The sequence below is a fragment of the Streptomyces sp. A2-16 genome (genome assembly GCF_018128905.1).
GTDB lineage: Bacteria > Actinomycetota > Actinomycetes > Streptomycetales > Streptomycetaceae > Streptomyces.
Window position 1 is genome coordinate 5,353,349 of sequence record NZ_CP063808.1, and the last position, 20,746, is coordinate 5,374,094.

Below are 20,746 nucleotides of genomic sequence, written 5' to 3' on the forward strand. Positions count from 1 at the left end.
CCGTGGCCACCGAGGCCGGCAGGACGTCCTACGGCAAAGGTGGTCAGGGCTTGGACAGCGCGTGGCGCCCGGCCCGGTGGGACAGCGCGACATGGCGTGCGGGCCGGGCCGAACCGGTGGGCTCGACGCGCCGCAGCCACCGGCAGGTCATGGCCAGCAGGCCCGTGAAGACGGCCAGGAGGAGCACGGAGATCCACATGGGCCGACTGCCGGGGGCATCCCACATCGTCCAGACCGACGTCGCCGTCCACAGGGCGACTCCGGCCGCGTAGAAGGACCGTATGCGGCGCAGTTGCCTCGCGGCCCGCGCCGCCGTGGGGTCGTCAGTGTGAGTCATGCCGAGCCGTGTACCCCGATCAAGGCGGTCCACCGGGCCGAACGGCACGCGGTGACGGGCCCGTTCAGGATCGAGTTCGGGCAGCGCGGACCGACACCGGGCGACGGCCCACCATCGGATGCCCCGCTCGGGTCCGGCACAAGGGCAGAACAAGACAGGTGCACTGCGTAGTATCACTACGACATAGGCGTGCGGCAGAAGCTGTCCCCGCACATCCGGAAGCAGGCGACACAGCACGCCCATGCCCCAGGAAGAGGTGCGAGCCCATGTCCGAATCCGCTCCCGGCGCCACCGAGTTGACCTCGCAGTACAGCACCCAGGTGGCCGGTGACCTCGAGCGCAACCTCAAGGAACAAGAGCGCCTCAGCGGGGAAATCGAGGCACTCCAGGACCAGTTGGCCGCCCTGCGGCACGATCACACCGTCCTGCAGGGCATTCAGCAGGTGCTGGGCACCCCGTCGACGGCCGTCTCCCCCGCCGCACCGGCCGACACCGCGGTGCCCGCACCCCGTAAGCGGGCGGCCGCTCCGGACGGGCGGCCGGGCGGCCGGAAATCCGCCGCACCGGCCGGAAAGCAGACCGCGAGGAAGACGGCCTCCAAGACGGCCTCCAAGGCGACTTCCAAGGCGACTTCCAAAGCGGCCGCCAAGGAGTCGCCCACTCGGTCGGGACCCACCCTCGTCGAGCTCGTCCGAGAGCATCTGGGCGAGCAGAAGGAGCCCCGCTCGGCGGCCGAGATCTCCACCGTGCTCGGCCGGCAGCACCCCGACCGCACGATCAAGACCACGGTCGTCCGCACCACACTCGAGGGACTCGTGGCCAGGAACCAGGCCCAGCGGGTCAAGCAGGGGAATTCGGTGTTCTACACCTCACCCGACGCCGGCGAACCCGCCGCGCGCCCCGAGGACGGCCCGCAGCAGTCGGATTGACGAACTCCCCCTCGCGGCCCGGTCAGCCGGCCCGCCGCGAGGGACGCAGTCCGCCTCCGTGCCATCCGGCGGCCGCGAGGACCGCGGCCGCCGCGCCGGTGCCCAGGACGGCACCGGCGACCACGTCGCCCGGGTAGTGGACCCCGGTGTGGATCCGTGAGTAGCCCACCGCGCAGGCCAGCAGGCCCAGCGGCACCGTGGCGACGGGAAGCGCGGGCCCGACCGCCGCCGCGAAGGCGACCGCGGACGCGGTGTGCCCGGAGGGGAAGGACGCGGACTCCGGCATCGGCACGTGCCGCCCCGGAAACGGCGAGTCCTCGGCCCGATGCGGACGCGGCCGGCGTACCAGGCGCTTGCCGAGCATGTTCGCGCTCGCCGAGGCGACCCCGATGGCCGCGACTCCGAGGGCGGCGGCGCGCCGGGGCCGCCCGGGGCACAGGGCGAGCAGTCCGGCGATCGTGAACGAGATCTTGGAGTGGTCCGCCGCGGCCGACAGCCGCCGCAGGGCGTGGTCCAGGGCCGGTGTCTTCGTGACCGTGACGGCCTCGTACAGCGCCTGGTCGAGGGCGGCGAGATCCCTCAACAGCTCTCGGGCGGTTCCCTGTTCGCGCTGCGGTCGGTCAAGCATCGCTCTGCTCCTGGTTCTTGACGGCCGGATGGGGTGTCCGTTCGAGGGCGAGGCGCACGACGCGGCGCCAGTCGACGGACGGGGCAGTGTACGGCGCACCGGGACGGTTTCTCGGTACCCGCACCCGCAGGGCTCCGGGTCGTACGGTGCACACGACCGGCTGGGGCAACAGCAGCGCCTCGCCGTCCACGGCCACCGGGATCTGGTCCACGTCGGCCTCGACGGTCACCCGGCGAGAGGCGTACGTGGTGACCCCGCCGGCGCGTTCGCCCCGCAGCGCGAGTTCGGCGGCCTGTGCCGCGCCCTCGATCCGCAGCCCGATCACACCGAGCCGGCCCCCGTCGAGGCGTGGTCTGCGTCCGACGCCGATGGGGCCGGCCTGTGCGTAGGGGTTGTTGCTCACCAGCAGCGCGTGCGGGGCCTCGAGCCGCTCGCCGTCCGCCGTGGCGGTCAGCTGTGCTCCGGCGCTTCCGACCAGCAGGTCCGGCAGCAGGTCCAGGGTGGTGGACGCCTTCGCCTCACGGTATTCAGGGCTCTGCACGATCTCCGCGTACGTCCCGAACGAGACCGTGTTGACGAAGGGCCGGCCCGCCACGTCTCCCAGATCGACACGGATCTCCACACCGTGCGTCAGCGCGTCGAGACCGCTCGCCGGATCGTCGCGGTCCAGGCCCAGATCCATCGCGAAGTGGTTGCGGGTCCCGGCGGCGAGGACCATGAACGGCACATCGTGTTCCGCGGCCACCCCCGCCACCAGGGCCTGCGTGCCGTCACCGCCCGCCACGCCGAGCAGGTCCGCGCCCTCGGCGACGGCCTTGCGGGCCAGGACGGCGGGATCAGGGCTGCTGTCCACGTCGAGCAGGACGACCCGGGCGCCCAGCGCCTCGGCCCGCTCCACCAGTGCGTACTCGCCGACCTTGCCGCCACCCGACAGCGGGTTCATGATCAGCACCGGTCGGCGGGGCGGCGGGACCGGACGCGAGCGCACGCCTCGCGGGGTGCGCAGCCGACGCAGCGCGCTTCTGGCGCAGGCCAGTGCCGCCACCCACAGGCCCAGCGCCGCCACCGCGAACGGCCACACACCCGACACCACGTACAGGACCAGGACGCCGACGGGCGCGGCCACGGCCAGGAGGGCACCGCACAGCCGCGCCACACCCCGGTGGGCCAGCGCCCACCACATGCCCGCGCCGGCCAGGCCGAGACCCACCAGCCCTAGCAGCGGCGGCAGCCACTGGCCCGCGGCCACGACCGCCGCGACCACGCCCGCCAGGCAGAGCAGCGCCAGCCGGGCCGGCGTCCGCGCCGCGGTGCCGAAGCCGTTCGGCTCCACGTCGTTCATCGTCGGGGTCGCCTCTCACCGATCGGTGGCCCCACGATCTCATGCAGCCGCTCCCGCTGCCGGTGCCACTCCGGCCCGCCGTGGTTCAACGGGTCACGACGTGCCGCTGGTCCGGCACGCAGTGGGTCATGGTCAGTCCCTCGACGTCGCGCGGCGGGTTCTTGCCGAGGTCCGACAACCGTCGACGGTCCTCTTCGGTGAGGTCCTGGCCGACCAGCGGCTCCAGTGCGGCCACGTCCTCCGGGCCGATGCCGAGACCTTCGCCGACCCGCAGGCCGAGGTCGTTCTCGACCAGCAGGAAGTGCCACACCATGCGTTCCTGCACGGGGCGGTCGCACTGGGCGAGCAGACCGGTGAGGTTCTTCACCAGGTCGTCGCGCTCCCACTCCTCCAGCAGCAGATACCGCTGCCCCGCCTGCAGGTAGTCGTTGGTGCGGGGGATGCGCTTGCGCGTGAGCCGGCCGTGGATCTCCGGGCCCTGCTCGTCGTGCGTCGGGTGCTGCGCCTCGCGCAGACCGCCGGTGATGGACGGCTCGTAGTTGACGATCGGGTTCTCGCCCCCGCCGTCCACGTGGTAAGCCATCTGGCCGTCGCGCTGGTTGGTCCGCACCTCGGCGTTCTTGGCCTGGTTGACGGGGAGTTGGAGGTAGTTCGGGCCGACCCGGTGGCGCTGGGTGTCGCTGTAGGAGAAGGTCCGGCCCACCAGCATCTTGTCGTCGGAGAAGTCCAGTCCGTCGACGAGGACACCGGTGCCGAAGGAGATCTGCTCGTTCTCGGCGAAGAAGTTCTGCGGCATCCGGTCCAGCACCATCCGGCCCACCGGCTTCGGCGGGAACTCCTGCTCCGGCCAGGTCTTGGTGTCGTCCAGCGGGTCGAAGTCCAGCTCGGGGTGGTCGTGGTCGTCCATCATCTGGACCAGGAGTTCCCACTCGGGGTGGTCCCCGCGGGCGACCGCCTCGTACAGGTCCTTGGTGGCGTGGCCGAGCGAGTCGGCCTGCACGTTGGCGGCGTCCTCCTCGGTCATCGAGCGGACGCCCGCCTTGGGCATCCAGTGGTACTTGACGAGCTTGGTCCCGCCGTCGGCGTCGACCCACTTGTAGGTGTTGACGCCGAAGCCCTGCATGTGGCGGTAGTCCGCGGGGATCCCACGCGGGCTGAACAGGTTGACCAGCATGTGCATCGACTCCGGTGTCTGCGACATGAAGTCGAAGATGCGGCGGGGCTGCTGCTCGAAGGTGACCGGGTCGGGTTTGAGGGCGTGGATGACGTCCGGGAACTTGATCGCGTCCCGGATGAAGAAGACGCCCAGGTTGTTCCCGACCAGGTCCCAGTTGCCGTCCTCGGTGTAGAACTTCACGGCGAAGCCGCGGGGGTCGCGGGCGGCCTCGGAGGAGTCGCGCCCGCCGATGACGGTGGAGAAGCGGACGGCCAGGTCGGTGCGCTTGCCGCGCTCCTGGAACAGCTTCGCCCGGGTGTACCGGCTGATCGGTTCGTCGCCCCAGGTGCCGTAGGACTCGAAGTACCCGTAGGCGGTCACCCCGCGAGCGTGCACGACACGCTCGGGGATGCGTTCCCGGTCGAAGTGGCTGATCTTCTCCAGGAACTGGTAGTTCTCCAGCGTGGCGGGCCCGCGGGCGCCGACCGTGCGCTGGTTCTGGTTGTCGTGGACCGGGTGGCCCTGGCGGTTGGTGAGCACCTTCCGGTCGTCCGCCGGAGCGGGACCGGTACCGGACACGTCCGTCATGATCAGGGGCTCCTCAGGTTCTCGGGTTCCCGGCGGGTGGCAGCTCCTGGTACGGCGGGCGGCCTCCGGCCGGTGTTCGGCGGACCACCCGGGTACCCGATCGGCTCGTGCCACTCACGCGCCCGCCACCAGTGCGTCGTCCTCGGGGCGAGTGCCGGACAGCTGACGGCGTGCCGCGGCCAGCGCGGACTCGATGTCCCGGGTGCCCGTGGCGATGCACAGGGTGTACGACACGTCCTCGAGACGCTGACGTGCTCCGACGCTGCCCTCCTCCGCGTGCAGCACGTGCAGCGCCTCGTAGCGCTCGATCAGGTCGGTGAGAAGTGCGGGGTGGGCCATGAGCATGATTGTTCGCTCCTCCGTCTGCGCAGTGGGAGTGCGGGCGGTCGCGTCCGCCGCGTCACTCGGACTGTCGCGGGAGAGGCCTCGGCGGCACGCACCAAGGAGAGCCGCATTCGGCCGCTTCCGCGGTGGGCCTGTGATCCCAAGCACCTGCCGCCCGTCTGCCCTGGCCGCACCGGACCAAACCCGGAGCCGCACGAAGGCGCCGATGCCTCTGACCGGCGAGGAGGGTCGCCGGCGTTCCGGGTTCTCCCGGCGCGCTGCCGCCCGTGTCAGTCCCGGCGGGCGTCGACGTCACCGTTGACCGTGGTCAGGGTCATCGTGTGGTCCTTGTCCGCGTCGCGCGCGGGGACGGCCACCGTGGTGCGGCCGTTGTCCGTGGACGCGGTGACCCGGTACGCCGGGCTGTCGTGGGGCACGGTGACGTCCACGGAGCCGTTGACGGTCGCGGCGCCGACGCCCGACGGCACCGCGGCACATCGGACGACCACGTCGCCGTTGGTGGTCTGCGCGTGCACCCGGCCCGCCGTCACGCCCGTCGCGCGCACCGAGCCGTTGCGGGTGGCCAGCCGCAGGTCGGCGTCGTCGCGTCCGGAACGGGTCACCGTCACGTCCCCGTTGACGGTCGTCAGGTCCAGGGCGGCGGCGACGCCCGCCGCGTCGACGCCCGCGTTGCGGGCGGTCACCGTGACGCTCACGCCGTCGGGGATCTCCACGTACGGCATACGGGGACAGTTCCCGCCGCCGTCGGTCCGTTCGGCGCACGACACGTCGAGCGTCCACACCTTGCCGTGGCGGGACCAGTGCTCGTCGACGCGGTCGTCCACGGTGACGTGGTCACCGTCGGCCGGGCGCAGACGCAGGCCGTTGTCGGTGGCGATCACCACGTGGTCACCCGGGTCACCGGGGTCCGTCGGGCGGAGTGTTCCCGTCCGCGGGCCGTCGGTTCCCTCGTCGTGACCGCCGCCGCACGCACCGGCGAGGGGCAGCAGGGCCAGCACCATCATCAGGCGCGTAAGGCGCCTTGTCGGCATCGCCTTCATACCCCGTCGGATGCCCTGGTTCGCCGTGGCCATGGCAGCGGCGAACGACAGGGCACGGACGGGCAGGACCTACGGTACCGGGACCGAGTCCGTCTCCTTGGCGCCCTCGGTCGCCGCGAGCGCCTTGTTGCGGCGCACGGAGGACCAGAAGGACCAGCCGATCAGGATCACCCCGACGAGGCCGGTGATGATCTCGTTGATCTGGTACTGGATGGTGATCATGAGGATCACGGCGAGGGCGCCGATCGCGTAGTGGGCGCCGTGCTCCAGGTAGACGTAGTCGTCGAGGGTGCCCTGGCGGACCAGGTACACGGTCAGCGAACGGACGTACATCGCGCCGATGCCGAGGCCCAGCGCCATCAGGACGATGTCGTTGGTGATGGCGAACGCGCCGATCACGCCGTCGAAGGAGAAGGAGGCGTCGAGGACCTCGAGGTAGAGGAACATGAAGAACGCGGCCTGGCCCGCCAGTTTGACCGGTGAACCGGTTCCGCCGGAGCGTTCCGCTTCCGCCTCGCGTTCCTCCTCCTCTTCGAGCTTGTCCTCGAAGTAGCCGGAGAGACCGCCGACGACCATGTAGGTGATCAGGCCCGCGATGCCGGAGATCAGGACGGTCTGCGCCTTGTCGGCGTGCGCGCCGCCGTGCTGGTGGGCATGGGTGGCGAAGGTGAAGGCGGTGATCAACAGGACGATCAGCGCGATGCAGACCGACAGCATGTCGACCTTGCCGAGCTTGGCCAGCGGCCGCTCCAGCCAGCCCAGCCACTTGATGTCCCGGTCCTCGAAGATGAAGTCCAGGAAGATCATCAGCAGGAACATGCCACCGAACGCGGCGATCGCCGGGTGCGCGTCGGTCACCAGCTGCTGGTAGCGGTCCTTGTCCGTCACGGCCAGCTGCACCGCGTCGTACGGATTGAGTTTCGCGGTGATCGCGACGATGACGACCGGGAAGACCAGCCGCATGCCGAAGACGGCGATCAGGACGCCGATCGTGAGGAAGATCTTCTGCCAGAAGGCGTTCATCTTCTTCAGGATTCCGGCGTTGACCACAGCGTTGTCGAACGACAGGGAGATCTCCAGCACGGCCAGGATCGCCACGATGCCGAACGCGGCCCAGCCGTCGTAGAGCACTCCTGCGGCCAGGCCGAGCGCGGTGACCGCGAACGCCCAGCGAAAGGTCTTCAGAATCACTGGCACCAAGTCCTGTTGTCGGGCGGTCGCCCGGGGCGGGCGCAAACGGCCCGTGGGCTCACGCGCGTTGTCTATCACGACCGTGCGTCGCCGGGGTGTCGCGGGGTGCGGCACGGGCACCCCGTCCGGGTGCCGGGCCGGGTCGGCCCGGCCGGATCACGGTCTGGTGGGTGCCCGTACGGCAAGCAGGGCGACGTCGTCGTCGTTGTGGGCGTGTCGCACCCGGCGCAGCACCTGGTCGGTGAACGAGGCCAGCGGGCGGTGGGCGAGGGCGGCGGCATGTCGGCGCAGGTGCTGCAGACCCTCGTCGAGGGGACGGCCGACCGCCTCGATCAGGCCGTCGGTGTACAGCAGCAGGGTGGAGCCGGGCGGCAGCAGGGCGGTCGCGTCGGTGCGCGGGCCGTGGACTCCGGTGCCGAGGAGAATGCCGTGGCCGTCGGTGAGGTATTCGGCCAGGCCGTCGTGGCTGATCAGAAGGGGTGGCGGATGGCCGGCGTTGGTCCAGGTCAGTTCCCAGTTGCCGTCCTCCCGCTCCTCTATCCGCGCGAAGATCATGGTGGCCATGGTGACGTCGGTGATGTGCATGACCGCCTCGTCGAGCCGGGCGACGATCCCGCTCGGCGGTTCCTGAAGGGCCCAGGCGTAGGCGCGGAGCATGTTCCGCAGCTGTGCCATGCCGGCCGCGGCCTCCAGGTCGTGTCCGACGACGTCGCCGACCGCCAGCGCGGTGGCGCCGTCGGAGAGGGTGAAGGCGTCGTACCAGTCGCCGCCGACCTGCGAGGCGTCGGGAGCGGGCAGGTAGCGGGCGGTCATCTGCAGCCCGGGCACCCGTGGCATCTGGGGCAGCAGGTGGTTCTGCATGGTCTCGGCGACCTTGCGCTGACGCTGGTAGAGACGCGCGTTGTCCAGGGCCAGGCCGGCTCGGCGGGCGATGTCCTCGATCAGCGGGAGATCGGCCGTGCTGAAGTCCACCGGGTCCTTGGCCCGGCCCAGCGTCAGGGCGCCCAGGACGGCGCGGGTGGTGCGGATGGGGGCGATGGCCGCCGAGCGGATACCGGTGGTTTCGAACAGGTGGTGCTGTTCCACCGCGATGCCCGAATCCGGTTCCCGCCGGTAGGTCTCGGGACCGGCCAGGGTGGAGGCGACCCCGCGCAGGGCTCGGGACAGCGGCATCGGGGATTCCTCCGGGACCGGCGGCATCGGTCCTTGCAGGTCGTCGTGGCGCACCAGGGCGTCGCCCTCGGCGTGGACGACGACGGCACGCCACACCTCGTCGCGCTCGGTGATCAGGTCGACGACGGCCCAGTCGGCCAGCCGGGGCACCACCAGCGTGACCAGGCGGCGCAGCGCCTCCTCGACGTCGAGCGTGGATGTCAGCCGGGTGGTGGTCTCGGCCAGCAGGGCGAGCCGTTCCAGTTCCGGCATCGATTCGGCCGCCGTCTCCTCTCGGCTGTCGGTCTCCGGTGGGCGCTGGGCGTGCACGAGCACGAGCGTGCCGACGGCATGGCCGTCCACGTCGTAGGGCGTTATCAGCCATGAGATGGGCAGCAGGGAGCCGTCGCCGCACTCGAAGTGATCCCCCGCGGCCTGGGCGGTGCGCCCGGCGTGGAACGCCTGCCGCATGCTGCACCGGCTCCGCGGCAAGAGGTGGCCGTGGGCGTCCCGGTGCAGCAGGTCGTGGGCGTCGCGGCCGAGGAACTCCGCGGCGGGGCGGGCCAGCAGCCGTTCGGCGCGGGTGTTCACGGCGATGACGTGGCCCTCCTCGTCCACGACGTACGCCGCGGTCCCGATGACCTCGATCGCCCTGGTGAGCCCCGCGTCGGCTGCTGCCGGGGGTCGGCTCCCGAGGGCCCCGGTGTCCTCCGCCGCTGCCATGGCGTCCTCTCCTCGCTGGTGGGCCGCCGCTCCGTGCCGTTCAGTGGCGGTCGGTGACGGATCACTCCGCCGTCCTGTCCTTCCCGTGTGCCCCGGCAGGCATGTATCCAGCCTCGCCCGTGAGCGAGTTCTCGCAACCGGTTCGGCGGGAAGCGGCCTGGGGCAGGAGAGGACGCCCTGGCAGGGACGGTGTGCACAGCGCCTGCCCCGGGGCGTGGTCCGAGCGGGCGGCGTGGACAGCCCCTACCCGGGAGGGAGGTGGATCCGTGCGTGGTCGCGGCACGAGTCGGGAGAGGGCGCCAGGGCGCTCTCCGACGCGCCCCCGACGCTTCCGTGCGCGGGGCGCACTTGGCTGAATTCCCCCTGCTTTCAAGGAACTTGGCCGCGAGCTGGGTATCCGTGAAGTGACGGGTGCGGACCGGCGGCATGGGGAGGGCTGGGGCTGTGGCACGCCTATCGTGGATGTCCGGCCGCGTCCCGTCGGGCCGACCCCGGAAGCGGCACGTGGTGCGCGCGCTGCGCGCCCAGGGGCTCTACGGGCCCAGGTTCCGTGATGTGCTGCCCGCCTTCGTCGGGGTCATGGCGGCGGTGTGCGTGGTGGCGGCCGTGCTCGCCGCGGGGTACCGCGCCGCCGGCATCGTCGTCCCTGTCGCCGGTGTCGCGTTCCTGGCCCTGGTCCTCACGGCCGCGATACGGCACTCGCGTCCCGGCGCGCGCCGTCGGCTGGGCTACTACACCCCGGACGAACTGCTGGAACTCGACACCCAGCAGCTGGCGCTGGCGGTGGCGCGGATGCTGCGCCGGGACGGATGGCGGGTGCGGCTGATGCCCGCGCCGGACCGGCCGCGCCTGTGCGCCCGGGACGCGGCCGGCCGACGCATCGACGTGGCCTTCCGTCCGGTGGCCGAGCCCCTCCCCGACGAGGACCAGCCCCATCCCCACCCGCACGGCGGGGAACAGGCGTCGCCGCTGCGCCTGGTCGTGCATCGCGGTGTCTTCACCGCCCGCGACCTCAGGTGGGCACAGCGGGAGCGGACGATCCGTCTGCTCGACGGTTCCGCACTGCGGCGGTGGGCGGCGGGCGCCCGTCTCAACGACCTGCTCTCCCAGGAACGCTGATCGGCGATCGGTACGCCCCCGCCGCGAAGGAATGCCTCCGGGCCCGCCCCTGCCCCGTCAGATCCGCCCGCCGGTCAGGCGGGTGATCGGACCGTGCGTGTGCCGTCCGGAGCGCCGGCCTGCCGCGTACGACGTGGCGGTGAGCGCGGTCAGTCCCGCCCCCACGCCCGCGGCGATGAGCTTGCGCTGGGCGATCACCGTCCAGGCGGTCTTGGCGACGGCGGCGGCCTGCCCCGAGGCGGCGATGACGGTCTGGCGGCCGGCCTCGACACTCTTGGCCGCGGTCTGCGCGGCCCCGCTCGCGGCACCGGCCGTCCGTTCCGCCTTCTCCTTGCCCGCTGACGCGGCGTCATCCGCCTTCGCGGCGGCCTTGTTCGCCGCCTTGCTCGCCGGGGCCGTGGCATTGGCGGTGGCACGCCGGGCCTTCGCCGCCGAAGCCTGGGCGGTCGCGGAATCTTGGTTCGTCTGCTCGTTCGATTCACTCATGGACACCGCGTTACCGCTGACTTCGACGGCAAACACGCTCCGGCGAGAGCCTTTTCACTGCATGGCGTCGTCGGCGCGGCGCACCCTGGCGCGGAACGGTGACGGCCCGGTGCATGTCGCACCGGGCCGTCACCCCTCCCCTGTCAGCCGATGTGGTAACTGTCGCCGTAGACCTTCCAGTCCAGCGGCGGGTTCAGGTCGAGGTTGCCCCGGCGCAGGAAGACGCGTTGGGCGGTGTCGACCCGGCTGGTGTCGCTGTGCGCCTCCTCCTGCTTCATCGCCCACACCCGGGCGTCGAGGAAGGCGTCCAGATACGTCGTCTCGTTGCCGCCCTGGGCCGGGGGTTTGGCCGAGCGCAGGGCCCGGCGGCGGATGCTGCTGAAGCTGGTCGCGTCGCCGCCGTCGCCGTGCATGACGATGGCGTCGTAGTAGGCGAACTGGCCGAGCGCACGCAGCCCGTCCGTCTTGCCCTGCCTGACGGCGGGGTTGAAGTAGACGCGGTCGCGTTCGTCGTTCTGCGCCTGCTGGAACACCGAGTCCCGGGCGGCCTTGCGCCAGTCGTCGGGGAAGTTCGGGTCCAGGCCGCTGTGGGAGTCGGTGCCGTCGACGCGGCGCAGGGCCGGCAGATACCCGGCGAGGACGTTGCCGGGCTTGCGGTCGGCGTACAGCTCGACGAGGTCGAGCATGTCGCCGGTGCCGGAGCAGAAGCCGATGATGCCGGCGGTGTAGCCGCGGCCGTCGCCTATGTCCTCGATGTACTTGTACTGCGCCTTCCAGTCGAGCGAGGAGTTCTCCGCGCTCGACACCAGCTTCATGGCGATCTCCTTCTTCGCCGGGTCGTCCAGACCCGGAGCGGCCGTGGCGGCCGCCACGGCGCTCTGGGGACTGAGGATGCCGACGCAGGTCGCCGCTCCCAGGAAAGCCAGGAGGGTGCGGCGGGACGTGTGGGCGGCCGGGGGCACTGTGTCAGGTTCCACGGAGACTCCAAGTGGAGGTGGGGGGTGGAGAGTTGGTCCAGACCTGATTGTTAGGAATGTTTCCTACCAGTGCCGGGCGAGATCAGTAACCCACTACGCTGAAACTTCGTAGGTTCGAACGAATAACGTTCAGTGCGACGGGAGTTCGACCGGCTGCTCGCAGCGGCCGACCGTCGGCAGGGCTAACCCCGCGGGACGTCCTTGACGAACACGAGGCCGTCGCTGTCCGCCAAGTGGGCAGGGTCGAACGGGGCGTAGCCGAACCACGGGGACACACGGGGCGCGGGCGGTGTGTCGCCCAGTGCGGCGGCCAGACGCCGGGCGTCGATCAGGCAGGGGTCCTCCGGAAGGGCGTACAGGAGTCCCTCGAGGGTGTCCTGCGGCGGTGTGTCCACTCCCCGGTGGCGGAGCGTGCCGAGGGCCGTGGGCACGAAGGCGTACTCGGCGCCGAGCCGTGCGCTCACCAGCGCGCCGGCGCTCCACCACTCCACCGGCCCCTCCCACGTCGGCATCGCGCTCTTCTCCCGCTGGAGATGGGAGTTGTGGGCGTGGACGAGTGCCGGGCCGCGGGCGGCGACGGCGAGGAGGTTGTGGGCCATCATCGAATCCCGCAGCGCGACCAGGCGCGTCATGCGGGCCGGCGAGGGGTCCGCCATCGCGTGGTGGTAGCGCAGCAGGCCGTTCGCGGTCCGCCCGTACAGACAGGCCCGTTCCCAGTACTCCCGCGAACTCGCCTCGATCAAGTGGGGTGTCCGGATCTCGAGCAGTGCCACCAGATCGTCGGTGAGCAGCCGCAGCCGGTCCGCCTCGGCCGACCGCCCCACCGACCGTGCCGGGTCGGTCATCGCGGTGGGATCGGTCCACCGGTCGTCGGCGCCGAGCAGGTGGTCGAGCGTCTCCGTGGTGCACGGGAGCAGGTGCGCGTCGACCCGGGCCGCGAGGTGGTCGTGGAGTGCGGTGAGGGCCTCCCGCGGGCTCGCGGCGCCGGTGATCTCCAGCGGCCCGTCGAAGCCGGCGAAGCGGAGCCGCTCATGCGCGGGCCGACCGTCGTTGTGGGCGCGCATCCAGCGCACGAGTTCGCGGTTGCCCGCGAAGGCGCCCCAGCCGTGGCTGAAACCGTGCTCCATCACCTCGTCGAGGGTGCCGGTGCCCGAGGTGACGTAGGCGTCCACCAGCAGCCCCCGCACGCAGTCGCTCTCGATCGCGATCGTCCGGTAACCCTCTTCCTCGACGAGTCGGCGGAAGAGGTCGTTGCGCAGTTCGAGGAGAGTGTCCTCGCCGTGGGTGGGCTCGCCCAGGGCGAGCAGCCGGGGCCGGGTCGGCAGCAGCCCCATGACCGCGGCGGCGTCGACGGCATGGGCGGTTTCCTTGATGTCAGTCGCCATGCCTTCAACGCTATCGTTGAACCTTCGGTTGAAACTTTTCCGCGAGAAGGGCGCTGACGTGGGCGAAAAGCTTCAAAGCACGGGGCGTCTCAGGCCGGTCGACCTGGCGCGCGGGCACGGGCTGTCGACCCAGGCGGTGCGCAATTACGAGGAGGCCGGCATCCTTCCGGCCGCCGGGCGCACGCCTCACGGCTACCGCACCTACACCCCGCTGCACGCGGGCGCTCTGCGCGCCTTCCTCGCCCTGGTGCCCGGCCACGGCCACCGGACGGCGTCGTCGATCATGCGGGCGGTGAACGAGGGGGCCGTCGAGGAGGCGTTCCGTCTCATCGACGAGAGCCATGTCCAGCTCCTCGACGACCGGCGGACGCTCCAGACCGTCGAGCGGGCTCTGCGTGACCTGGAGCCGGCCACGGCGTCGAGGTCCGGGTCCGTGACCGGGTCCGTGACCGGGTCCGGGTCCGGGTCCGGGTCCGGGTCCGGGGGCAGGTTCATCGGGCCGCTGGCGGGCGAGCTCGGGATCCGTCCCGCGACGCTGCGCAAATGGGAGGCCGCGGGGCTGGTGTGCCCGCGCCGCGACGCGGTGACCGGATATCGCGTCTACGACGAGGCCGACGTACGGGACGCCCGGCTGACCCGTCAGCTCAGGCGGGGCGGCTATCCGCTGGAGCAGATCGCCCCGCTGATCGCCCGGGTACGGCAGGCCGGCGGGCTGGAGCCACTGGCGGACGCGCTGCGCGACTGGCACGGCCGACTCGCCGCCCGCGGCCGGGCGATGCTGGCCGGGGCCGCGGAGCTGGACGCGTACCTCCGCGAGCTCGGTCGAGACCAGGGCCGCCGGCCCGAGGGGCAGGACGGCTCCCCGGCCTGGCCCGAGGCGCACGGCTCCCCTTCCGGTTCACCCGCGCCGGTGTAGGCGCGGTCCGAGGCCGGGTGCCCTTGTCGGCAAGTTGCGCCTTCCCACAACCGCCGGCGCTGCTCTTCCTCCCCCGCCCGGGGCGCGAGGTGACGGGCACGCCGTGGCCGAGCCGTCGCGACCTCCTGGGGCCGACGCCCGAACGGCCCGGTGGGCGTCGACAGCCGGGGCCATCGGCCGGGCCCCGGCATGCCGGTCGCGCGGCGACTTCAGAAGTGGCGTGGCAGACGCACGACCTGGACGAAGAAGTCGTCGATCTGACGGACCGCGGCGATGAACTGGTCCAGGTCGACCGGCTTGGTGACATACGCGTTGGCGTGGAGCTTGTAACTGCGCAGGATGTCCTCCTCGGCCGCGGAGGTGGTGAGGACGACCACGGGGATGTGGGACAGCTCCGGATCTGACTTGATCTTCTCCAGGACCTGACGACCGTCGTACTTGGGCAGGTTGAGGTCGAGCAGGATGAGGTCCGGCTCCGGCGCGTCCGTGTGGTCGCCGCGCCGGTAGAGGAAGTCCAGGGCCTCCTCGCCGTCCCGGACCACATGGAGCGTGTTGCCGATCTTGTTGTCCTCGAACGCCTCACGGGTCATCAGCTCGTCGCCGGGGTCGTCCTCGACGAGGAGCACGTCGATCGGGCTGGCGGCTGGGGTGGTCATGTCAGAACCTTCTCCTCGGTGCCGATACCGGACGCCTCCGGGCTCTCGGCGATGGACGGAAGGGTGAAGCAGAAGCGCGTGCCGTCCGTATGAGCGGTGTCGATCCAGATCCTGCCACCGTGTTGCTCCACGATCTTCTTGCACAGTGCCAGACCGATACCCGTACCACCGTAGGCGTCCCGGCCGTGCAGCCGCTGGAAGATGATGAACACCTTCTCCTTGAACTGCTCGGGAATGCCGATGCCGTTGTCCGTGACGCAGATCAACAGACTGCCGGGCTCGGCGGGGTCCGTTCCACAGGTGATGGACACGTGCGGAGTCCGGTCGGGGTGGCGGAACTTGAGGGCGTTGCCGACCAGGTTCTGCCAGAGCATGGCCAGCAGAGTGGGGTCCCCGACGACCTCGGGCAGGTGTTCCGGGCGGTCGACGCGGGCGTCCGACTCCTCGACGGCCGTTCCGAGGTTGGCCAGGGCCTTGTCCAGCGCCTGGTCGAGACCGACCGGCACCCGGGCGTCGTTGACGCGCCCGACCCGGGAGAAGGTCAGCAGGTCGTTGATGAGGACCTGCATGCGCCGGGCCCCGTCGACCGCGAAGTCGATGTACTGCCGGCCGCGGTCGTCGAGCTTGTCGCCGTACCGCTTCTCCAACAGCTGGCAGAAGGAGGCGATCTTGCGCAGCGGCTCCTGCAGATCGTGGGAGGCGACATAGGCGAACTGCTCCAGTTCGGCGTTGGAGCGGCGCAGTTCCACGGCCTGTTCGTCCAGGTCGGCGGCCTGCCGACTCAGTTCGCGCTGATGGTCGCGGGAGGCTTCGAGTTCGGCCACGATGTGCCAGCGCATGCCCTCCACGGCGTTGGCCACCGCGGTCAGATCGGCCGGACCGCCGCCGGTGATGACGTAGTCGAAGTCACCTCCCGACACCCGCATCGACGCCGTGCGCAGCGCCTCCAGTGGCCGGGTCACCAGGATCCGGACCAGGACCGCACAGGCGATTCCGGCCAGCAGGAAGACCGCCAGCATGCCGCCCAGGACCGAGTTGCGCACCGCACGCTCGTGGGCGAGGTGGGAGCGGCCCTGCTCCACGGCCTTCGCCAGGTCGGTGGTCTGCCTGTCCCACAGCGTGCGCAGCCGGTCGAACTCCTTCTTGCCCTGATCGGCCTTCTGCTGGTCCAGCGGCTTCGGACGTCCGGGGGTGACCGAGGCCGCCAGCGGCTCGGCGTAGGAGCGGCGCCAGTCGGCGGCCTGGCTCTCGATCGCCTTGAGGTCGGCTGCCAGTTCGGGGCGGTCCCCGATCAACTCGCGCAGCCGCGCCGCAGAGTTGGCCTGGTCCCGTTTGCCCTGGGTGTACGGGGCGAGGAACTGCCGGTCGGCGGTGATCGCATAGCCGCGGATTCCCGTCTCCTGGTTGACCAGCGCCGCCTGCAGCCGGTACGCCTCGGTCTGGGCGGGCTGGATGCCGCGCAGCAGCCGGTCGCTGGCCTCCGCCGTCCGGCCGAGCAGATGGGCACCGACCGCACTGCCGATCACCACCAGCAGGGTCATGACGGCCAGGAGCAGGTAGAACCACCCCTGCACCGTCAGTCGGCGTCCGCTCCGGGCCCCGCCCGTGCCTCGTCTCACCGTGTGCTCCGACACCACGTTCCCACTCACTCAGTTCCAGTTCAGATGGACGACGGCCACGTCGTCGGCCAGACCGCCCCGCGCCTCGGCGAGGCTCTCGGCCTTCTCGATGAGCCGGTCCACGAAGGCCTCAGGCTCCAGGGCGGCTCCCTCGCGGGCGAGGGCCAGCAGTCCTTCCTCGCCGAGGCGTTCGGTGCCACGACGGCTTATGTGCCCCTCGAAGAGCCCGTCGGTGAAGAGCACCACCGACGTTCCGGCCGGAACCGGCAGTTGTGCGGTCGGCCATCTCGCACCGCCGGGGACCATGCCCAGGGCCGGTCCCCCGGGCACCTCCACCCAGTCCACCTCCGTCCCGGTGCGCCGGAGCAGGCCGTGATGACCGGCTCGTACGACGTGGGCCTGCTGCTCCCCCGGGACGGCGGCCAGGGTCACGAGGGTCGCGAAGACCTCGTCCCGGGCCCGTTCGGCCATCAGCAGTTCCTCGAGGCGGGCCATCTGCTGTGCGCCGGTGATGCCGCTGAGGACGAGGGTGCGCCAGGCGATCCGCAGGGCGACGCCCAGGGCCGCTTCGTCCGGGCCGTGCCCGGAGACGTCCCCGATGAGGGCGTGGAGGGTGCCGTCTGCGCTCTGGACGATGTCGTAGAAGTCGCCGCCCAGCAGGGTCTGCGCGCGTCCGGGCCGGTAGCGGGCCACGACCTGGACGCCCTCGGCGCGCAGGAGGGGGCGGGGCAGGAGCCCACGCTCGAGGCGGGCGTTCTCCTGAGCCTGGAGCGCGCCCGCCTGCAGGGCGACCGCCGCCTGCTCGGTCTGCTTGCGCTGGATCGCGTAGCGCACCGCCCGCCCGAAGAGTTCGGGCTCCACCCGGCCCTTGACCAGGTAGTCCTGTGCGCCGGCCGCGACCGCGGCGAGGCCGGTCTGTTCCTCGGCGAGCCCGGTGAGGACCACGATCGCCACCTGTTCGGCCAGGCTCTGGACGAGGGAGACCGCCTCGAGGCCGTGGGCGTCCGGCAGGTGCAGGTCGAGCAGGACACAGTCCGGTGTCTCGGTGGCGAGCACCTCGGCGGCCTCGGCCATCGACCGCACCCAGCGCAGCCGCATCTTCACGGCGCCGTCGACGACCAGTTCCTCCACGAGCACCGCGTCGCCGGGGTCGTCCTCCACGAGGAGAACCGACGGTTCCCAGTGCTCCCACGCCGTCTCGGCACCGACTGCCGTCCTCGACACCAACTCGGCAGCCTCAGTCCCCGAGATCACTCTCGACCCGGCCTCCCCACTCCATACATGTCGTCCGACGTCGGACGCCGCCCAGGACAGCGACGGGGGCACGGTCGGATCGACGGTCCGATCCTCACCGGGCGCCCACCGTCACGGACGGCGCGTCCGGGTGCTGCGCCTCCGGCACTGCCGTACCTGTGTCAGCCGTCCCTGACGTCGTCATCGTCCGCCCATCCCGAGATTCCGGTGTTCTGGCCGCGTTTACCCGCGACTGGCGTGACCATGCGGGGAAGATTCCAGGAAACCGTCGCCAGGGGCACACCTTCTCTCCTCATCCGGAGCCTTCCCTGCGCCTTCGGTTCCGATCGGCCTCACGGGGAACCGGGTAGGACGTCAGAAAGGAGTCCCCGTGACCACCTATGTCATCACCGTCCCCGGCACGTTCCTGCGAGGAGTGCCCAACAGCGTCCGCTCGGACATCGGGCGACGGCTGCGGCCTCAGGACCCCAGGAACACCGATCTCGGGGAGAGCGAGGAGCTGAGTCTGCTGACCGTGGAGGAGGACGGCATGTTCGCCGCGCGGGTCGAGGTCGAGGCCGCGGACCGGTCGCAGGCCGAGGCCGAGGCGGTACGGCTGGTCTCCCGCGCTCTGCGTGACAGCGGCCTGGCGGAGGAGGAGGCCCCGTTGGGTGCCGCGGTCGTGACCGGCATCGACAGCGAGTTCTGAGACGGCCTGCGGAGCGGGCCGTCGCGTTCGCTGCGGAGCGGGCCGTCCCCGTCGCTGCGGAGGCGGCCTGCCGAGCGGGCCGTCACGGTCATCGCCGAGGCGGGCCCGTCGCAACCGGAGAGCCCGTCGCGGCCGCTGCTGAGGCTGCTTGCGAAGCGGGCCGTCACGGTCGTCGCCGAGGCGGGCCCGTCGCAACCGGAGCGGGCCCGTCCCCGTCGCTGCGGAAGCGGCCTGCGACGTAGGCCTCCGGTTCGTGGCCGGTACGGGGGATGGCGCCGTGGAGCCGGGCGGGCGAGGATGTTCCTTCGCGCACGTGCGGTCCGCCCCCGCGGTCTTCGGTCTCCGCGATGTCCCGCGTGGCAGGGGCGGACGGCGTCGGCCGCCTGAAGGAGCCTCAGCATGGGTTCACACGCAGCGCCGCACCACCACAAGCGCGTCCTGGTGACGGCCGCGAGCCTCCTGCTCCTGGGAGGCGGTCTCCTGGGCCTCCCACGGGCCGACGGGGCACCCGCCCCGGCCGACGCCTGCCGGACCACCGCCGCACACCTGCCCCGTGGTGACTGCGGCCCCTTCTGGCAGGTCCTCGCGGAGGACTTCAACGGCGACCGGGTGCCGCTGGGTTCGTTCAGTGACTGCGAGCACCAGGTCGACACCTCCGCGGCGCACTGCGGGGGCCTGAAGGGGAAGTACCGCGACAACTGGTGGGCGTATCCCACGGGTTGGCCCGACACCGCCGCCGACCGGGGACGGGACGTGGTGGGTGTCTACCACCCGGAGGACACCGTGAGCGTCGGTCCCGCGGCCAACGGCGACGGGCGGATGTCGATCCGTATGTGGCGGCCCGCCGACGGTGGCCCGGTGCACGCCGCGGCGGTGGTGCCGCGTGCGGTGATGGAGATGAAGTACGGCAAGTACAGCGCCCGCATCAAGGTCACGAAACTGGCTCCCGGCTACAAGTCCGCGTGGCTGCACTACGGCGGCGGCTGCGAGATGGACCACCCCGAAGGGGAGTGGACCGGCTCCCTCAGCTCCTTCCACCATCCCTGCGGCGGCGGTGAGCAGGGCTATTTCCCGGGGAGCGACGACTGGACGCAGTGGCACACGGTGTCCACCGAGTGGACCCCGGGCCATGTCCGGTTCTTCGTCGACGGCCGGCAGACGGGCCATGACACCCGTGCCGTGCCGAACCGCCCGCTGTCCTGGGTGCTCCAGAACGAGAGCGCTCTGGAAGGCCCGGGAGCGGCACCGGGAAGCAGCGCACAGCTCGACATCACCTGGGTGGCGGCGTACGCGTACGACTGGAAGTGACCGGTCGGGCCGAGGGGGCGACGAGTTCGTCGGCGACCCACTGGACGACATGGGCGGGGTAGGGCGACGGCAGGCCGAGGACCACGTGGGTGAAGCCCGCGTCGAGCGCCTCGCCGATCGCGTCGCGGGTGTGGCCCGGGCGGTCGTAGGAGACCGGCAGGTGGATCGAGCGGGTGATCTCGGCCGGGTCGCGGCCGATCTCCGCGCAGTAGCGGTCCAGCAGGGCGCTGCGACGGGTGACGTCGTCGATGTCGCCGCCGTGGATGTTCCACAGGTCGGCGTGTTCGGCGGCTATGCGCAGGGTCGCCGACGAACGGCCGCCGATGAGGATCGGCGGGTGGGGTCGCTGGACCGGCTTGGGGTTGCCGAAGGCGCCGGTGAGGTGGTGGTGGGTGCCGTGGTGGTCGAAGGGCTTCTCCTCGGTCCACAGGCGCTTGATCAGCGTGCAGGCCTCGGCGAGGCTGCCCACCGCGTGCGCCGGGTCGTGGAAGGGCAGGCCGTGGGCCTCGTACTCGCGTCTGGCCAGGGGGTGGTCGGGGCGGGAGCCGACGCCGATGCCGAAGTCGAGACGGCCGCCGGAAACGATGTCGACGGTCGTGGCGATCTTGGCCAGCACGGCGGGCGGCCGGAAGCGGTTGCTGGTCACCATGACGCCGAGTCGCAGGCGACGGGTCCGGGCGGCCAGCGCCGCAAGGAGGGTCCAGCCTTCGTGAGCGGGTCCGTCGGGATCGCCGCCGATGGGCATGAGGTGGTCGAAGAGCCAGGCGTGCTCGATGGCGGGGACGGTGTCCGCCTCGTGCCAGACCCGCAGGATGTCGTGGTAGTCGACCTGCATGGGCGCGGTCATGATCCCGAAACTGGGCGGGGCGTGCTGCGGCATGGACGGTGAGTCCCTTTCGTGTGGGGT

20 protein-coding genes are annotated in these 20,746 nt (G+C 71.4%); 5 read left to right on the forward strand and 15 right to left on the reverse strand.

Translation table 11 applies throughout. The features are described 5' to 3' along the window. Positions 1-43 precede the first annotated feature (43 nt). Positions 44-337, reverse strand: coding sequence for a hypothetical protein (locus tag IOD14_RS23995; RefSeq protein WP_123986877.1), 294 nt, complete (start codon positions 335-337; stop codon positions 44-46). A gap of 266 nt (positions 338-603) precedes the next feature. Here IOD14_RS23995 and IOD14_RS24000 point away from each other — a divergent pair, with 266 nt between their 5' ends. Continuing rightward, the gene (locus tag IOD14_RS24000; protein WP_123986878.1) at positions 604-1,266 is read left to right on the forward strand and encodes a hypothetical protein; all 663 of its coding nucleotides are present in this window, start codon (positions 604-606) and stop codon (positions 1,264-1,266) included. Positions 1,267-1,288: 22 nt separating this feature from the next. On the opposite strand, the gene IOD14_RS24005 is transcribed toward IOD14_RS24000, so the two are convergent. The 7 genes from IOD14_RS24005 to IOD14_RS24035 all read right to left on the reverse strand — a co-directional run bounded on the left by IOD14_RS24005 (position 1,289) and on the right by IOD14_RS24035 (position 9,431). Next, on the reverse strand, positions 1,289-1,894 hold the full coding sequence (locus IOD14_RS24005; protein WP_123986879.1) for a phosphatase PAP2 family protein: 606 nt from the start codon (positions 1,892-1,894) through the stop codon (positions 1,289-1,291). Continuing rightward, positions 1,887-3,236, reverse strand: a complete 1,350-nt coding sequence (locus tag IOD14_RS24010; protein WP_212671484.1) for a diacylglycerol kinase family protein — start codon at positions 3,234-3,236, stop codon at positions 1,887-1,889. Before IOD14_RS24010 ends, IOD14_RS24005 begins: the two co-directional genes overlap by 8 nt. Before the next feature lie 85 nt (positions 3,237-3,321). Continuing rightward, complete coding sequence (locus IOD14_RS24015; protein ID WP_123986881.1) at positions 3,322-4,980, reverse strand: catalase; 1,659 nt, start codon at positions 4,978-4,980, stop codon at positions 3,322-3,324. Positions 4,981-5,094: 114 nt separating this feature from the next. Further along, complete coding sequence (locus IOD14_RS24020) at positions 5,095-5,325, reverse strand: DUF5133 domain-containing protein (RefSeq protein WP_123986882.1); 231 nt, start codon at positions 5,323-5,325, stop codon at positions 5,095-5,097. A gap of 269 nt (positions 5,326-5,594) precedes the next feature. Further along, positions 5,595-6,356, reverse strand: coding sequence for a DUF4097 family beta strand repeat-containing protein (locus tag IOD14_RS24025; RefSeq protein ID WP_349252437.1), 762 nt, complete (start codon positions 6,354-6,356; stop codon positions 5,595-5,597). Positions 6,357-6,434: 78 nt separating this feature from the next. After that, entirely contained in the window at positions 6,435-7,556 is a 1,122-nt protein-coding gene (locus tag IOD14_RS24030) for a DUF475 domain-containing protein (protein ID WP_212671485.1), read from the reverse strand. Positions 7,557-7,712: 156 nt separating this feature from the next. After that, positions 7,713-9,431: a SpoIIE family protein phosphatase gene (locus IOD14_RS24035; RefSeq protein WP_212671486.1), complete on the reverse strand. Its 1,719-nt coding sequence runs from the start codon at positions 9,429-9,431 to the stop codon at positions 7,713-7,715. Between the two features lie 504 nt (positions 9,432-9,935). On the opposite strand from IOD14_RS24035, the gene IOD14_RS24040 reads away from it, so the two are divergent. After that, complete coding sequence (locus IOD14_RS24040) at positions 9,936-10,550, forward strand: hypothetical protein (RefSeq protein ID WP_349252438.1); 615 nt, start codon at positions 9,936-9,938, stop codon at positions 10,548-10,550. Positions 10,551-10,607: 57 nt separating this feature from the next. Here IOD14_RS24040 and IOD14_RS24045 read toward each other — a convergent pair whose 3' ends face one another. The 3 genes from IOD14_RS24045 to IOD14_RS24055 form a co-directional block, all read right to left on the reverse strand. Beyond that, a complete protein-coding gene (locus IOD14_RS24045) occupies positions 10,608-11,036 on the reverse strand; it encodes a hypothetical protein (protein ID WP_174269038.1) in 429 nt (142 codons plus the stop codon). 143 nt (positions 11,037-11,179) lie between these two features. After that, positions 11,180-11,998, reverse strand: coding sequence for a chitosanase (locus tag IOD14_RS24050; RefSeq protein WP_123992458.1), 819 nt, complete (start codon positions 11,996-11,998; stop codon positions 11,180-11,182). A 197-nt stretch (positions 11,999-12,195) separates the two neighbouring features. After that, positions 12,196-13,398, reverse strand: coding sequence for an erythromycin esterase family protein (locus IOD14_RS24055; protein WP_212671487.1), 1,203 nt, complete (start codon positions 13,396-13,398; stop codon positions 12,196-12,198). Positions 13,399-13,456: 58 nt separating this feature from the next. On the opposite strand from IOD14_RS24055, the gene IOD14_RS24060 reads away from it, so the two are divergent. Then, a complete protein-coding gene (locus tag IOD14_RS24060) occupies positions 13,457-14,314 on the forward strand; it encodes a TioE family transcriptional regulator (protein ID WP_212671488.1) in 858 nt (285 codons plus the stop codon). Between the two features lie 209 nt (positions 14,315-14,523). Here the strand turns inward: IOD14_RS24060 and IOD14_RS24065 are convergent, their stop codons facing one another. From IOD14_RS24065 to IOD14_RS24075, 3 genes are all read right to left on the reverse strand, one after another. Then, positions 14,524-14,970: a response regulator gene (locus IOD14_RS24065; protein ID WP_123986888.1), complete on the reverse strand. Its 447-nt coding sequence runs from the start codon at positions 14,968-14,970 to the stop codon at positions 14,524-14,526. Beyond that, positions 14,967-16,511, reverse strand: a complete 1,545-nt coding sequence (locus IOD14_RS24070) for a sensor histidine kinase (RefSeq protein ID WP_249126296.1) — start codon at positions 16,509-16,511, stop codon at positions 14,967-14,969. Before IOD14_RS24070 ends, IOD14_RS24065 begins: the two co-directional genes overlap by 4 nt. 108 nt (positions 16,512-16,619) lie before the next feature. Then, positions 16,620-17,843: a fused response regulator/phosphatase gene (locus IOD14_RS24075; protein ID WP_123986890.1), complete on the reverse strand. Its 1,224-nt coding sequence runs from the start codon at positions 17,841-17,843 to the stop codon at positions 16,620-16,622. Positions 17,844-18,213: 370 nt separating this feature from the next. Here IOD14_RS24075 and IOD14_RS24080 point away from each other — a divergent pair, with 370 nt between their 5' ends. Both IOD14_RS24080 and IOD14_RS24085 read left to right on the forward strand, forming a co-directional pair. Further along, positions 18,214-18,531 (forward strand): hypothetical protein, encoded by a 318-nt coding sequence (locus tag IOD14_RS24080; protein WP_123986891.1) that lies wholly within the window; start codon positions 18,214-18,216, stop codon positions 18,529-18,531. A 399-nt stretch (positions 18,532-18,930) separates the two neighbouring features. Continuing rightward, positions 18,931-19,839: a glycoside hydrolase family 16 protein gene (locus IOD14_RS24085; protein WP_212671489.1), complete on the forward strand. Its 909-nt coding sequence runs from the start codon at positions 18,931-18,933 to the stop codon at positions 19,837-19,839. Here IOD14_RS24085 and IOD14_RS24090 read toward each other — a convergent pair. Then, complete coding sequence (locus IOD14_RS24090) at positions 19,802-20,719, reverse strand: LLM class flavin-dependent oxidoreductase (RefSeq protein WP_212671490.1); 918 nt, start codon at positions 20,717-20,719, stop codon at positions 19,802-19,804. The genes IOD14_RS24085 and IOD14_RS24090 overlap by 38 nt on opposite strands. Positions 20,720-20,746: the final 27 nt, after the last annotated feature.